The 13,755-nt window shown below is 72.3% G+C and carries 16 protein-coding genes and 1 pseudogene; 8 read left to right on the top strand and 9 right to left on the bottom strand.

What is annotated here, in order from left to right:
- Positions 1-13: 13 nt before the first annotated feature.
- Both ACIP94_RS25205 and ACIP94_RS25200 read left to right on the top strand, forming a co-directional pair.
- Positions 14-406 (top strand): VOC family protein, encoded by a 393-nt coding sequence (locus ACIP94_RS25205; RefSeq protein WP_402429820.1) that lies wholly within the window; start codon positions 14-16, stop codon positions 404-406.
- A gap of 46 nt (positions 407-452) precedes the next feature.
- Positions 453-1,523 (top strand): adenosine deaminase, encoded by a 1,071-nt coding sequence (locus ACIP94_RS25200; RefSeq protein WP_402429817.1) that lies wholly within the window; start codon positions 453-455, stop codon positions 1,521-1,523.
- Here ACIP94_RS25200 and ACIP94_RS25195 read toward each other — a convergent pair.
- Both ACIP94_RS25195 and ACIP94_RS25190 read right to left on the bottom strand, forming a co-directional pair.
- The gene (locus ACIP94_RS25195; protein WP_402429814.1) at positions 1,505-2,020 is read right to left on the bottom strand and encodes a DinB family protein; all 516 of its coding nucleotides are present in this window, start codon (positions 2,018-2,020) and stop codon (positions 1,505-1,507) included. The genes ACIP94_RS25200 and ACIP94_RS25195 overlap by 19 nt on opposite strands.
- Before the next feature lie 77 nt (positions 2,021-2,097).
- The gene (locus ACIP94_RS25190; RefSeq protein WP_402429811.1) at positions 2,098-3,006 is read right to left on the bottom strand and encodes a LysR family transcriptional regulator; all 909 of its coding nucleotides are present in this window, start codon (positions 3,004-3,006) and stop codon (positions 2,098-2,100) included.
- A 110-nt stretch (positions 3,007-3,116) separates the two neighbouring features.
- On the opposite strand from ACIP94_RS25190, the gene mgrA reads away from it, so the two are divergent.
- Positions 3,117-4,106 carry an L-glyceraldehyde 3-phosphate reductase gene (gene mgrA / locus ACIP94_RS25185; protein ID WP_402429807.1) on the top strand — a complete coding sequence of 330 codons (990 nt, stop codon included), beginning with the start codon at positions 3,117-3,119 and terminating at the stop codon, positions 4,104-4,106.
- Here mgrA and ACIP94_RS25180 read toward each other — a convergent pair.
- Positions 4,096-4,443: a hypothetical protein gene (locus tag ACIP94_RS25180; RefSeq protein WP_402429804.1), complete on the bottom strand. Its 348-nt coding sequence runs from the start codon at positions 4,441-4,443 to the stop codon at positions 4,096-4,098. The genes mgrA and ACIP94_RS25180 overlap by 11 nt on opposite strands.
- On the opposite strand from ACIP94_RS25180, the pseudogene ACIP94_RS25175 reads away from it, so the two are divergent.
- A pseudogene (locus ACIP94_RS25175) lies at positions 4,402-4,701 on the top strand (helix-turn-helix transcriptional regulator); the annotation flags it as partial. The gene ACIP94_RS25180 and the pseudogene ACIP94_RS25175 sit on opposite strands and share 42 nt — an antisense overlap.
- Before the next feature lie 213 nt (positions 4,702-4,914).
- Entirely contained in the window at positions 4,915-7,467 is a 2,553-nt protein-coding gene (locus ACIP94_RS25170; RefSeq protein ID WP_402430255.1) for an ATP-dependent Clp protease ATP-binding subunit, read from the top strand.
- On the opposite strand, the gene ACIP94_RS25165 is transcribed toward ACIP94_RS25170, so the two are convergent.
- Positions 7,464-7,850: a nuclear transport factor 2 family protein gene (locus ACIP94_RS25165; protein WP_402429801.1), complete on the bottom strand. Its 387-nt coding sequence runs from the start codon at positions 7,848-7,850 to the stop codon at positions 7,464-7,466. The two genes, ACIP94_RS25170 and ACIP94_RS25165, sit on opposite strands and share 4 nt — an antisense overlap.
- Positions 7,851-8,234: 384 nt before the next feature.
- Between ACIP94_RS25165 and ACIP94_RS25160 the strand changes: the two genes are divergently transcribed.
- Entirely contained in the window at positions 8,235-8,645 is a 411-nt protein-coding gene (locus ACIP94_RS25160) for a hypothetical protein (RefSeq protein WP_402429798.1), read from the top strand.
- Between the two features lie 69 nt (positions 8,646-8,714).
- On the opposite strand, the gene ACIP94_RS25155 is transcribed toward ACIP94_RS25160, so the two are convergent.
- Genes ACIP94_RS25155 through ACIP94_RS25140 form a run of 4 tightly spaced genes read right to left on the bottom strand, consistent with a single transcriptional unit; the run spans position 8,715 to position 11,305 of the window.
- Positions 8,715-10,079, bottom strand: a complete 1,365-nt coding sequence (locus tag ACIP94_RS25155) for a streptophobe family protein (protein ID WP_402429795.1) — start codon at positions 10,077-10,079, stop codon at positions 8,715-8,717.
- A gap of 55 nt (positions 10,080-10,134) precedes the next feature.
- Positions 10,135-10,554 (bottom strand): PRC-barrel domain-containing protein, encoded by a 420-nt coding sequence (locus tag ACIP94_RS25150; protein WP_402429792.1) that lies wholly within the window; start codon positions 10,552-10,554, stop codon positions 10,135-10,137.
- The gene (locus ACIP94_RS25145) at positions 10,554-11,162 is read right to left on the bottom strand and encodes a PRC-barrel domain-containing protein (RefSeq protein ID WP_402429789.1); all 609 of its coding nucleotides are present in this window, start codon (positions 11,160-11,162) and stop codon (positions 10,554-10,556) included. Before ACIP94_RS25145 ends, ACIP94_RS25150 begins: the two co-directional genes overlap by 1 nt.
- Positions 11,159-11,305, bottom strand: coding sequence for a hypothetical protein (locus ACIP94_RS25140; RefSeq protein WP_402429786.1), 147 nt, complete (start codon positions 11,303-11,305; stop codon positions 11,159-11,161). The genes ACIP94_RS25145 and ACIP94_RS25140 overlap by 4 nt, the downstream gene beginning before the upstream one ends.
- 236 nt (positions 11,306-11,541) lie before the next feature.
- Between ACIP94_RS25140 and ACIP94_RS25135 the strand changes: the two genes are divergently transcribed.
- Positions 11,542-11,994, top strand: a complete 453-nt coding sequence (locus ACIP94_RS25135; protein ID WP_402429783.1) for an ATP-binding protein — start codon at positions 11,542-11,544, stop codon at positions 11,992-11,994.
- Between the two features lie 166 nt (positions 11,995-12,160).
- Here ACIP94_RS25135 and ACIP94_RS25130 read toward each other — a convergent pair whose 3' ends face one another.
- Positions 12,161-13,048: an RNA polymerase sigma factor SigF gene (locus ACIP94_RS25130; protein WP_402429780.1), complete on the bottom strand. Its 888-nt coding sequence runs from the start codon at positions 13,046-13,048 to the stop codon at positions 12,161-12,163.
- Between the two features lie 255 nt (positions 13,049-13,303).
- Between ACIP94_RS25130 and ACIP94_RS25125 the strand changes: the two genes are divergently transcribed.
- Positions 13,304-13,747: a helix-turn-helix domain-containing protein gene (locus ACIP94_RS25125; RefSeq protein ID WP_402429777.1), complete on the top strand. Its 444-nt coding sequence runs from the start codon at positions 13,304-13,306 to the stop codon at positions 13,745-13,747.
- Positions 13,748-13,755 lie beyond the last annotated feature (8 nt).

The following is a 13,755-nucleotide window of genomic DNA, read 5'->3' as shown; positions in this document are numbered from 1 at the left end:
CCGGAAGGGTCCGATGAGACGCATTGCCCTGGTCACCCTCGTCGTCGACGACTACGACGAGGCGATCCGCTTCTACACCGAGGCCCTGGGGTTCCGGCTCGCGGCCGACGAGCCGCGGCCCGACGGCTCCCGGTGGGTCGTCGTCGAGCCCGGCGCCGCGGACCACGGCACAGGCCTGCTGCTCGCCCGGGCCGGGAACGACGCCCAGCGCGGCCGGATCGGCGACCAGACCGGCGGGCGCGTGGGCTTCTTCCTGCACACGGACGACTTCGCCCGCGACCGCGCCCGGATGACCGCCGCCGGCGTGACCTTCCTGGAGGAGCCGCGGCGCGAACCGTACGGCACCGTCGCCGTCTTCCAGGACCTGTACGGCAATCGCTGGGACCTGCTCCAGCCTGCCGGCTGACCCTCCTCCCGCCGCTTTGAACCGCCTGCTCAAGGAAAGACCCACCATGACTGCTACGCGCGTAGACGCCGAAGTGATCCGCCGCCTGCCCAAGGCCGTCCTGCACGACCACCTCGACGGCGGCCTGCGCCCCGCCACCGTCGTCGAACTCGCGGCCGCGGCCGGTCACACCCTGCCCACCACCGACCCCGACGAGCTCGCCGCCTGGTACTTCGAGGCCGCGAACTCCGGTGACCTGGTCCGCTACATAGCCACCTTCGAGCACACCCTCGCCGTGATGCAGTCCCGCGAGGGCCTGCTGCGCGTCGCCGAGGAGTACGTCCTCGACCTCGCCGCCGACGGTGTCGTCTACGCCGAGGTGCGCTACGCCCCCGAACTGAACACCCAGGGCGGGCTGTCGATGAGCGAGGTCGTGGAGGCCGTCCAGGAGGGCCTCGCCGCCGGTATGGCCAAGGCGGCCGCCGCCGGCACCCCGGTCCGGGTCGGCACCCTGCTCTGCGGCATGCGCATGTTCGACCGGGTCCGCGAGGCCGCCGATCTGGCCGTCGCCTACCGTGACGCCGGAGTCGTCGGGTTCGACATCGCCGGCGCCGAGGACGGCTTCCCGCCCGCCGACCACCTGGCCGCGTTCGAGTACCTGCGCGGCGAGAGCGTCCCGTTCACCATCCACGCCGGTGAGGCGCACGGTCTGCCCAGCATCCACCAGGCCCTCCAGGTGTGCGGCGCCCAGCGCATCGGCCACGGCGTGCGCATCACCGAGGACATCGTCGACGGCAAACTCGGCCGGCTCGCGAGCTGGGTGCGGGACCGCCGTGTCGCCCTGGAGATGTGCCCGACCTCCAACCTGCAGACCGGCGCCGCCACCTCGATCGCCGAGCACCCCATCACCGCGCTGAAGGACCTGGGCTTCCGGGTCACCCTCAACACCGACAACCGTCTGGTCTCGGGCACGACGATGACCCGCGAGATGTCTCTGCTGGTCGAGGAGGCGGGCTGGAGCGTCGAGGACCTGCGCACGGTCACGGTGAACGCCCTCAAGAGCGCGTTCATCCCGTTCGACGAGCGCAACGCCCTCATCCGGGATGTGGTCCTGCCCGGCTACGAGGCCGCGCTCTGAAGCAGCCCTCCCACATAGGCGGCCTGTCCGACGTGCTGAAGAGCGTCGGACAGGACGCTGACCAGGCGTACGCCGAGGCTGACCGGCGGTTCCCAGCGCTCGTCCACGATGCGCTCCAGATCCTTTGCGGCCAGCTGCCGCAGGGCCTTGAGGGTCTGCTCGTGCACGGCGTCGTAGTACCCGGTCAGCAGGTCGCCGGAGTCGACCCGGACCTTGGCGACCTTCGCCGGGCTGTGGCCGTAGCCGGTGTCGCGGCGCGGCAGATCGAGCCCGAATCGCTTCTCCCAGTCCTGTGACAGCCATACCTGGTCGAGGTCGAAGGCGTCGGCCACATGGTCGTCCTGGACCCGGGTGAGATGCCAGATCAGCCAGGCGATGGAGTTGGTTTCCGCGGTGGGCCGGGCGTTGAGTTCGTCGGGGCCCAGACCGTCGACGGCGGCATGGACTTCTTCCTGGATGCGGCTGTACGCGTCGATGAGGATGTCCTTCGCATGCATGGGTCCACCATCGCGCATCGTGCCCATGGGCGTACGGCGAAACCCGCCCGGCGCGCCCGGTATCCGTCGCGCCCCGGTCAGCCGGCCGAAGGCGGGTCCGCCGGGTCCGTCGGGTCCGTCGCGAGCAGGGCCATCAGCGCCCGGGCCGCCGGGCTGCCGGCCTCGTGCGGTGGCAGGATCGCGACCGTCTCGTACTCGGCGGCGCCCTTGACCGGGAGCGAGACCAGGGTGGACGCCTCACGCTTGTGCCCGAAGTGGCGCGGGACGACGGCGACGCCCAGCCCCTCGCGGACCAGCTCCAGCAGGCTGTGCACGTCGTTCACCTCCAGCGTCACGGTCCGCTGGACCCCCGCCCGCGCGAACACCGCGTCGGTGGTGCGGCGCGGCCCCCAGTCGGGGTGGAAGTCGACGAACGCCTGGCCGCCCAGGTCCTCGGGCGTCACCGGGCCGCCGTCGGCCAGCGGATGCGAGGGATGGCACAGCACGGTCATCGGCTCACTGGTCAGCGGGACCGACCGCAGCTGATCGGTGTCCGCCTGGGTGCGCACCGCGAACGCCAGGTCCAGCCGGCCCGCCGCCACCTCCTCGGCCAGCGCGCCCGACCCCGCCTGCCGCAGCCGGATCTCCACGTCGGGGTGGCGCCGCCGGAACGCGGCGAGCAGCCGGGCGACGTCCACTCCGGCGATGCACTGCTCGGTGCCCAGCGAGAGCGTGCCGCGCAGCACACCCTGCACGGCCGCCACCGCCTCACGGGCCGCGCGCACCTGGGCCAGGATCCGCTCGGCCTCGACCAGCAGGGCCCGGCCCGCCTCCGTGAGGGTGACGCTGCGGGTGGTGCGCACGAACAGCGGGGCCTGCAACTCCCGCTCCAGGGCGCGCACCGAGGCCGACAGCCCCGACTGGGAGACCATCAGCCGTTCCGCTGCCCGGGTGAAGTGCCGGTCCTCGGCGACCGCGACGAAGTGCTGGAGATGACGCAATTCCATGATTGAGAAGCGTAGACGTTGAATCCCATCCGATTCCTCTGTTGGACCGCTGTACGGCGGTCGGGCGAGAGTGGAGCGCGACGTCCGTAAACGCCCCTCTGGAGTGCACCTTGTACACGGCAGATCCCTCCCGCTACGAGGCCATGCCCTACCGCCGCACGGGACGCAGCGGCCTGCAGCTGCCCGCGCTGTCCCTCGGCCTGTGGCACAACTTCGGCCCCGACCGCCCGGTGGAGACCCAGCGGCAGATCCTGCGCCGGGCCTTCGACCTCGGCATCACGCACTTCGACCTGGCCAACAACTACGGACCGCCGCCCGGCGCCGCCGAGTCCGCCCTCGGTGACGCCCTGCGGGCGGACTTCGGCCCCTACCGCGACGAGCTGGTCGTCTCCACCAAGGCCGGCTACCTCATGTGGCCCGGACCGTACGGCGAATGGGGCTCGCGGAAGTATCTGCTGTCCTCGCTCGACCAGAGCCTGAAGCGGATGGGTCTGGACCACGTCGACATCTTCTACTCGCACCGCTTCGACCCCGAGACCCCGCTCGAGGAGACGATGGGCGCCCTGCACTCGGCGGTCCGGCAGGGCAAGGCGCTCTACGTCGGCGTCTCCAACTACTCCCCGGAGCAGACCCGCGAGGCCGCCCGCATCCTGCGCGAACTGGGCACCCCGCTGCTGATCCACCAGCCGCGCTACTCGATGCTCGACCGCCGCCCCGAGGACGGGCTCCTGGACACCCTCGACGAACTCCAGGTCGGCTCCATCGCCTATTCGCCGCTGGAGCAGGGCCTGCTGACCGCCCGCTATCTCGACGGCATCCCGGAGGGCTCCCGGGCCGCGAGCGACAGCCCGTTCCTCCAGGCCGACGAGGTCACCGAGGACCTGGTGCGGCGGCTGCGCGCGCTTGACGACATCGCGCGGTCCCGCGGCCAGTCGCTGGCCCAGATGGCCCTGGCCTGGGTGCTGCGCGGAGGCCGGGTGACCTCGGCGCTGGTCGGCGCCAGCAGCCCGCGGCAGCTTGAGGACAGCGTCGCGGCGATCCGCGCCCTGGACTTCGACGCGGAGGAGCTGGCGCGGATCGACACGGTGATCAAGCGATGAGGCGCTCGCTGACGTCCCAGAGGCGGGTGGCCGCCTCCGCGTCGACCGCGTAGGGGAGCACACCCGGCATCTCCGCCCCGGCACGCCAGGCGGCCTCGCCCGCCCCGGTCACCAGCGGGCTGATGTCGCAGTTCTCGCAGTAGACCCCGCCCAGGCCGTCGAGCTGGGGGCTGGTCGCGCACCAGACGCCGGTGGCCGCCCCCTGCGCGACGGTCTTGAGCTGCCGGGCGGGATCCCGCACGGGGCGGCCCTCGTCGTCCATGGCGCCGGCCGCCCGCAGCGTGTCGTCGGAGATGTGCTTGGCGAGCCCGGTGTCGATGATCGTGCCGGGGTGCACGGAGAAGGCCCGTACCCCTGCGTCCCGGCCGCGCCGGTCCAGGTCGACCGCGACTCCCGGACCACCTTCGCCGTGCGCTTCAGGGAGGCGGCCGGTGTGCCGCCCCTGACGTATCTCCTCAATTGGCGGATGAGCCTGGCCGCGCGTGCCCTGCGGGAGGACGACACGCCCGTGGCGGCCCTCGCCCAGTCCGTCGGCTACACCTCGGAGAGCGCCTTCAGCAACGCCTTCAAACGCACCGTGGGTGTCGCGCCGAGGCGCTACCGGGACGCGCACGAAACCGACCGGCCTCGAGGCGCCGAAAGCGCGGCCGAAACACCCCCGCGCTCCCTTTCCGGCCATTCTCAACCCCTGTGCGCCGGGCAATGCTTGTGTTGTGGTGCGGCGCGACCTGGCCAAGACTGGGTGAGTACGGGCAAATCGACTACGGCGGGCGACGCTGTCGTATCGCCGCCGGACGGGTGGACAGCCGTGACGATCTCACCCTTCGGGTCAGCGGACCCCTTCTCCGATCTCTTCAATCGCTTCTTCGGCATGAGCCCGGCGACCTCCCCGCCCGCCGTGCAACGCGTCCCCATCGGACGTCTTCTCAGTGACTCCGCGCACGAGCTGCTGGCCGCCGCGGGTGGCCGGGCGGCGGAGGACGGGGCCGATCTCGACGCCGTCCATCTGCTGTGGGCCGCCACCCAGGTGCCGGCCGCGCGCCAGGTCCTGGAGCAGACAGGCGTGGATGCGGACCGGCTTGCCGCCGGCCTCCAGGGATCGCTGCCCTCCGGGACCGGCGAGGGGGAGCCCGCGCTCACTCCGGCGGCCAAGCGCGCCCTGCTCGCGGCCCATGCCCGGTCCCAGGCGGCCGACGCCTCCTACATCGGCCCGGAGCACATCCTCGCCGCCCTCCTCGACGACCCGCGCTCCCCGCTCGCCCAGACGCTCAGGGCCGAGGGCGCCTCGCCGGGGGCGCTGAGCGGCTCCTCCCGCGAACGGCGCGGCGCGGGCGGCCACCCCGACACCCCGACGCTGGACGAGTACGGGCGTGACCTCACCGACGAGGCGCGCAGCGGCCGCCTCGACCCCGTGGTCGGCCGGGCCGCCGAGATCGAGCAGACGATCGAGGTCCTCTCCCGGCGTACGAAGAACAACCCCGTCCTCATCGGCGAGCCGGGCGTCGGCAAGACCGCGATCGTCGAGGGGCTGGCCCAGCGTGTCGTCGCCGGAGAGGTGCCCAAGGTGCTGAGGGACCGCCGGGTGGTGGCCCTCGACATGGCAGGTCTCGTCGCCGGGGCTCAGTACCGGGGCCAGTTCGAGGAACGGCTGAAGAAGGTCATCGACGAGGTCGCCGGCGCCCAGCAGGGGATCATCCTCTTCATCGACGAACTGCATCAGGTCGTCGGCGCGGGTGCCACCGGCGAGGGGTCCATGGACGCGGGCAACATCCTCAAGCCGGCACTGGCACGGGGCGATCTCAGCGTGGTCGGTGCCACGACCCTCGACGAGTACCGCAGGTACATCGAGAAGGACGCGGCGCTGGAACGCCGCTTCCAGCCGGTGATGGTGCCCGAGCCCACCGTCGAGGAGACGATCGAGATCCTGCGCGGGCTGCGGGACTCCTACGAGGCCCACCACCAAGTCCGTTATCTGGATGAGGCGTTGGATGCCGCCGCCTCCCTGTCCGACCGCTACATCAGCGACCGATTCCTGCCCGACAAGGCCATCGACCTGATGGACCAGGCCGGAGCCAGGGTCCAACTGCGCACCATGGGCGGCCCCACCGAGAGCGCCGAGCTGGAGGAGCGCCTAGGCCGGCTGCGCCGGGAGAAGGACGAGGCGGTCAGTACCGAGGACTTCGAACGCGCGGCGCAGGTCAAGCGGCAGATCTCCGAGTTGGAGCGGCAGCTCTCGCGGATCGGCGACGGCGGCATGGCGGCGACCCCCCTCGTCACCGTCGACGACATCGCCGAGGTGCTCTCCGCGCGCACCGGCATTCCGGTCTCCCAGCTCACCGAGACCGAGCGCGAGCGGCTCATGAAGCTGGAGGCGCTGCTGCACGAGCGCGTCATCGGCCAGGACCAGGCGGTCACCGCCGTGGCCCAGGCCGTGCGGCGCGGCCGAGCCGGCATGGGCGACCCCAACCGGCCCACCGGCAGCTTCCTCTTCCTCGGTCCCACCGGCGTGGGCAAGACGGAACTCGCCAAGGCGCTCGCGGAACTGCTCTTCGGCGACCCCGACCGTATGGTCCGCTTCGACATGAGCGAGTTCCAGGAGAAGCACACCGTCTCCCGCCTCGTGGGCTCCCCGCCCGGCTACGTCGGCTACGAGGAGGCCGGCCAGCTCACCGAGGCGGTGCGCCGCAAGCCGTACAGCGTCGTGCTGTTCGACGAGGTGGAGAAGGCCCACCCGGACATCTTCAACCTGCTGTTGCAGGTCCTGGACGACGGACGGCTGACCGACGCCCAGGGGCGCACGGTCGACTTCCGCAACACCGTCGTCATCATGACCAGCAACATCGCCTCCAAGCACATCCTCGACCACCAGGGCGACGTCGAGGAGATCAGGGACGATCTGATGGCGGAGCTCCAGGCGCACTTCCGCCCGGAGTTCCTCAACCGGATCGACGAAGTGATCATCTTCCACTCGCTGGGCCGCGAGGACCTGGTGCAGATCGTCGATCTCCTCCTGGAAGGCACCCGGCGCCGGCTGCACGCGCAGGGTGTCCTGCTGGAGGTCACCGACGCGGCCGAGGACTGGCTGGCCGACCGTGGCTACCAGCCGGAGTTCGGGGCCCGGCCCCTGCGCCGCACCATCCAGATGGAACTCGACAACCGGCTGTCGAACATGCTGCTCGACGGCACGCTCAACGCGGGCGACACGGTCGTCGTCGATGTGGTGGAGAACGAGCTGGTCCTCACGCTCAAGGCGACGGCCGACGAGGAGAAGGCCGCGCGGGCGAAGACCGGCGGGGAGTCGCCGGCCGGCCCGGAGGGCTCCGAGGAGGAGCCCCCGAGCTGGCCCGGCCCGATCTCCTAGGCCGCGCCCGCGGGGACGCGGTCCAGGAATCCGTGGACCGTGCGGATGCGTCCGTCGCCGTCCAGGGCGATCACGTCGAAACCGGCGACGGGCGCCGAGCCGTCCGCGTCGCTCACCAGTTCCCAGGCGAAGCGGGCGATGTCGTGGTGCCCGTCGACCGTGCCGAGGAGCCGGAAGGAGAACCCCGGGAACTGCGCGTGCGCTCCCGCGATGGCGGCCGCGATCTGCTCGTGCCCGGCGGCATCGGTCAGTGGGTCGGTGTAGGTGCCGTCCGGCCCCCAGGCGGCGGCGACCGCCTTGGTCAGTGCCTGGGGGTCGCGGCTGTTCCATGCCTCCAGGTAGCGGGCGACGGCGGACTCGTGGCGGTGGGTGTCTGCGGACATGGCGGTTCAGCCTCCGTCGAGGTCGTAAGCGCTGGTCGGATGTCGGTCCCGGGGCGCCATGCCCGTCGGGAACCGATGTCTCCACCATGCCGGGGTGCCCGGTGGGCGTCGATTACCTCTCGGGTAAGGGCGCCCTTGGCAGCCGCACGCCGCGGTGGGCGGGGATGCTTCCTTTCGGCCAACGGCGGCCGCGCATATGCCAGGAGAGTGGCCGAAATGGCATGGTGACAGAGTGTCAGGAGTGGCGATACTCGAGTGACAGGGTGATTCGGTCCCCATCACGGAGCGGAGGATGCGCCGAGTCCGGGTCACCCCCGTGCACAGCGCGCGCATGCAAGGCACCACGGGCCCGCCCGGCACCGAGCACCGCACTGGGGGACGAACGTGCACGACGAATTCCTGTGCCATGTCACGGCATACGGCATCTGCGGCGGTCAACGGATCGGTGTGCCCTTGGGAACCTATCGCGCGCCCACTCTCGCCCTGGCGCTGTGGTGGATGCGCGACCGTGCCTCCTGGATCGCCCAGCGACTCGACCCCGATCCGGACGACCCGCTCTTCCCACCGAACTCCATCGCCCCCGTCGCCGACACGGTCCCCGATGTGCCGGGCGTGCTGCGCGCCTGGTGCGGCGACACCCGTCGGCAGGAGCAGGTCGCCGACGAGCTGGCCGCCGGACGGCTGGTCCGCGTCGCCGTCAGCGACGACACCACCGAGTACGAGCTGCTGGCCGAGTCCGTGGACGCCCTGCGGATGCAACGTTTCGTCCCCGCGCTCTCCACCCCGGCGGCCTGACCGATCCCGCACGGCCCGACGCCGATCGGGCGCGCTCCCGGGTGTGTGGCCGGAGTCCCTCCCCGGGCCTCAGCCCTCCCGGGACCCGGCGGAGCCGCTGTCCGTCCGGGCACCGGCACCCCGCCCCGGATCCGGCCCGGGCGCCTCACCCCGCACGCCACCCCGTCGCCGCAGACGCCCGGCCGCCGGACCGGCGACGAGACCGGCGGCGAGACCCCACAGGACGGCCAGACCCAGGGCCGTCCCCCACTGCGGTGTCAGGAACAGCACACCGGACAGGCCACCGCCCAGGTCGCCGACGCCGAGGAGCGACAGACCGTAGTGGGCCTGGACCCGGCACACCAGGCAGATCATCAGCACCGCCGACACCAGAGCGACGGCCATGCGCGCCGCGTGCCGCCGCGGCCGCGTCCCCGCCGGTGAGCACGCCGCCATCAGGCAGGCGGCGGCGAGGACCAGCACGGCGTCCACGACCAGGAGCCACCACACCCGGCCGTCGTGCCGGGCGAGCGTGCCCAGATTGAGTGTCGAGACGTCCGGTGTGCGCAGCACCTCGTCGAGCAGGTGCGGCGCGGGCAGCCCGAACGGCCCGTCCACCCGCCCCTGCCAGGTGGCGCCCAGCCCGATGGTGAACAGCGGCCACACCAGATTGGGCAGCCCCAGCAGAATCACCGCGAGCGTCTGCGCGGGGTGCCCGCGCGTCGCCGCCACCACCAGCGCGATGACCGCGCCCACGGCGACGTACGCGAGGAGCAGGGCCACCACGGCGTACGCGGCGGGTCGCAGGGACTCCTGAAGGCGCAGCAGCCGGGCCGGGAGCGGGACCCCGCGCGAGACCAGCAGGGCGATGGCCAACACGCCCGCCAGCCACAGAAGTCCGAAACCCACGGTCTGCGGCAGGTCCGTCGTGTAGCCGACCCTGGGGGAGACGCCGAACAGCTGCCCGATGTCACCGATCGTCCCGCCGCCGAGCGGGACCGGGAAGGTCTGGCGGGCCGCCAGCGCGAGGCCGACCAGCGCCGCCAGCCACAGCACGGCGATCCGGGCCGCCCAGCCCGCCAGTTCGGGGGCCCCCGCGACGGCCCGGTGCCGCAGCGGGCGCAGAAAGGCCGCGGCCATCACGAGCGCCCCCGCGAGCGTGACCGACAACGGCATCACCGTGAGCCCGCCCCGGGTGCCGGCGAGCGGGCCCGCGTCACCCGCGAGCCGCACGCTGCCGCCGACCGCGAGGACGACCACGGCCACAACCGCCCGGGGAAAGCCGTTGTCGGGGATGCCGGTGCCGCCCGCCGCCCACAGCCCGAGCGCGGCGAGCACCCCCATGACAACGAGTCCGGCCAGCACCGTCCGGGCGGCCTGGAACCAGCCGTGCGGGGCGGGTGACGGGCCGCCGGTGCGGACGGCGGCCCGGTCGGAGGAGGTCGGGGCGCTCACGCTGCCACGGTAAGCACCCCCTGCCCGCCGCGCAGGCCGGCCGGGGCCGACCGACTCAGTGCGTCCGTACCACGAGCGCGTAGTCCCCGAGCCCGAGCAGCCGGTCGCCCGCGACCTCGCCCAGCGTGGTGACCACCGTCTCGATCCGGCCGGTGGACGGGTCGAAGACCAGGTCCTGCACCGTGCCGCGTTCGTCGCCCTCCTCGGACAGCACCCGGACGCCCAGCACCTCGTGACGCGGGCCGGGCGGACCTGGGTCCGGTGGGACGTCCGACGCCACGAGCACGGCGTCGGGACCGACCGCGCGCAGGGCCTTCCAGGTGACGGCCGTCTCCTTGCGGCCGCGCGGTCCCGCCACCCGCACATGGGTGATGCGGCCGGCCGCCGCGTCGAGGGCGAGGGAGACGAGCACACCGATCTCCCGCGCCTCGCCCAGGGTCACCACCGGCAGCCCTCGTGCCTGGGAGAACGTCATCACAGCAGCGGCCCCCTCTCGGCACCGTCCGCGGCGGCGCCGCCCCGCGACCGGTACGCCTCCACCCGGGACGCGAAGCCGGCGAGGTCGTCGGCGACGAACCGGACCGCGTCCGCGGGAACCACCAGAGCCCGCCCCGACACCGCGAGCGTCTCGCCGCGCGGCACGAACACCCGGCGCCGACGCCTGCGCGACCCCGTGACCAGCGACTCCCGCGCATTGATCCGGAAGCCGACCACCCGTCCGCTGGTGCCGCCCTCGACCACCACGTCCAGCACGACACCGATCTCCGTGCCCGCGTCCGTCAGCACCCTGGCGCCGAGCACCTGCCCGTGCGCCGCCTCCTTGCGCGCCACCACCGCGGACGGCTCGGCCAGCACCTCCCGATCGCGGATCAGCACGGCGTGCCGGCCGAGCGCGTGCACCGCACCCCACGGCAGGCTCTTGCGCAGCGGCCCCGCGAGCAGACCGCGGCCGCTGAGCGTGAACCCGGTGATCCGGCCGGCCGGCCCGTCGAAGACGGTGTCCCGCACCTGGGCGACCGCGTCGCCGCCCAGCGTCACCACGGGACGCCCGGTCAGTTCGCGCGCTCCTGTCAGTTCGTTCATCGCCCGTCCCGCCTTCCGGGCCGGTCGGCCCGCTGGACCGCGATCACCGTGCCCGCCCGCCGGCGCGCCTGCACCCACAGCAACAGCCCGGACAGCAGCGCCACCGCCGCCACCACGAGGACCGGCCACACCCACCAGCTCACGGTCCACCTCCGGTACCCCGGCCCCGCCCGCCGTCGGCCGGGCGCCGTACCATGCGGATGCCCCGGACGCACCCGAAGATGCCCCGCCGTGACGGCCTCCCCGCAGCCTGTCACCGCGACCTCGGATTCGCTCTCGGGGGGACTGGAGAACGTTTCGCTGGGTACGAGCACGGGAGCGGTGTTCCTTCGACGGGGCGCCGCACCGTACGAATCCCGGCTTTCCGAGAGAGAACCGCATGGTGGAGCACATGGACGGAGCAGTGATACCTACTGACTTCGACATGCCCGTTGAGCCGCTGCGGCGGGCGGCGCACTACACCGGCGAGCCGGGGTCCATCGCCGAGGCCAGGGCCTTCGGGGAGCTGTTCGTCGAACAGCTCAGGTCCGAGTGGTGCGCGTCGGTCGACCGGCGCGCCGCCGGAGACGTGCTCCTGGTGGTGAGCGAGCTGGTCACCAACGCCCAGCGGCACAGCCACGGCCCGTACATCCTGGAGTTGGAGGGCACCGACACCGCCGTCACGGTCGCCGTCTACGACAGCAGCGCGGCGCTGCCCCGGCGCTACTCCAAGGACCCGGGGCGCATCGGGGGCCATGGCCTGGAGATCGTCCATGCGGTGTCGGCCGGGGTCACGGCCGAGCTGGTGCCGGTCGGCAAGTGCGTACGGGCGGTCGTACGGCTGACGCGCTGAGGCACCACGACCGCACGCGCGCGGTCCGCTCCTGAGGAGATGTCTGGACGGCCTCAGGACGCCGAGCAGCCGGTGGTGCGGGCCCCTGCCGCCGGCCGGAGCTTCCGGCCACCACGAGCCGTCTGTGATCACCGGCCGTCTGTGATCGCTGTCACCCGGCCACAGCTCAGACGGCGTCGACCCGGTTCACATCATCCAGCATCCCGCTGCGCAGCCGCTCGATGATGCGCTTGATGAGGCGTGAGACATGCATCTGGGAGCAGCCGAGCCGCGCGCCGATGTCGACCTGGGTGGCCTCCTCGACGAAGCGCAGATGGATGATCGTCCGATCCCGTTCGCTGAGCTCCGCCACCAGCGGGGCGAGGGTGTGGAAGTCCTCGACGAGGCGCATGCCCTCGTCCTCCTCGCCGATGAAGTCGGCGAGCGCCGACTCGCCGTCCTGGTCGTCCCCGGTCAGCGTGGCGTCCAGGGACGAGGAGTTGTAGCCGTTGGCCGCGATCCGCGCCTCCACGACCTCCTCCTCGGACAGGTTCATCAGCGCGGCCAGCTCGGCGACGGTCGGCTCCCGGTCCAGGCGGGTGGAGAGTTCCTCGCGCGCCTTCGCCAGCTCCACCCGCAACTCCTGAAGGCGGCGCGGGACATGGACGGCCCAGGTGGTGTCGCGGAAGAACCGCTTGATCTCACCGACGATGTAGGGCACCGCGAAGGAGGTGAACTCCACCTCCCGTGAGATCTCGAACCGGTCGATGGCCTTGATGAGGCCGATCATGCCGACCTGGACGATGTCCTCCATGTCGTCGCCGCGGCCCCGGAACCGCCCGGCCGCGAAGCGCACCAGCGACATGTTCATCTCGATGAGGGTGTTGCGCGTGTACTGGTACGCGTGGGTGCCCTCGTCCAGCGTGGCCAGGCGCTGGAAGAACTGCCGGGACAGTTCCCGCGCGTCACGCGGAGCCACGGTCCGCGGATCCGTGACGATCGGCAGGGACCCCTCACCAGTCCTGGTACGGACGCTGTCGTAGGTGACCGTCGACCAATTCATGGCGGTGTCCATTACCTCTACCTCTCCCACGCGACTCACTGTTCGGCCTCTTGGCGTTGACCTCTTGGCGATGTCCACGCGTGTGTCAACGCGTCTACCCCGAAGTCGGCATCTCATGTGAGTGGGATCGTCCGGATGGGTGGCGTCGGTCGCGCGGCGGTGACCTCGGAACGGTTCGGCGCTCTTGTGCCGTCCCGCGGCGGGGGGTTCACCCAGGGCGGAACGCCGCCCCCTTCCCGCCGCGCCCGGGGTCCCTAGGCTGAGGGGGTGAGCCCTCATGCGACGAACGAAGCCCGCGTCATCCCGCTCCGCGGGCAGAGCGCGCCGCCCCGCACCGGCGAGGCGCCCGGCACTCCGCGGCAGCCGGGAGCGGCGCCGCGGACGGCCGGGCCCAAGGAGCCCCTGTGGCGAGACCTCGTGGGGGAGATACTGCGGCGGGAGCGGCTCGCCCAGGAGCGTACGCTCAAGGACGTCGCGGAGGCGGCCCGGATCTCGATGCCCTATCTGTCCGAGCTGGAGCGCGGCCGCAAGGAGGCGTCCTCCGAGGTCCTCGCGGCCGCGGCCCGGGCGCTCGGACTCGGCCTCACCGACCTGCTCTCGCTAGCCCAGGACGAGTTGGCGCGAGGGGCCCGGAACCCGTCGGGCCGGGGCCGTACATCGCCGACGGCGCGCCACGGCGATCGGTACGACGGGCTGTGCCTCGTCGCCTGACCTCCTCG

The organism is Streptomyces sp. NPDC093261, assembly GCF_044753645.1.
Taxonomy (GTDB): domain Bacteria; phylum Actinomycetota; class Actinomycetes; order Streptomycetales; family Streptomycetaceae; genus Streptomyces.
Note: the sequence above shows the minus strand (reverse complement) of the source record. Positions and strands in the feature narration are given on the sequence as shown.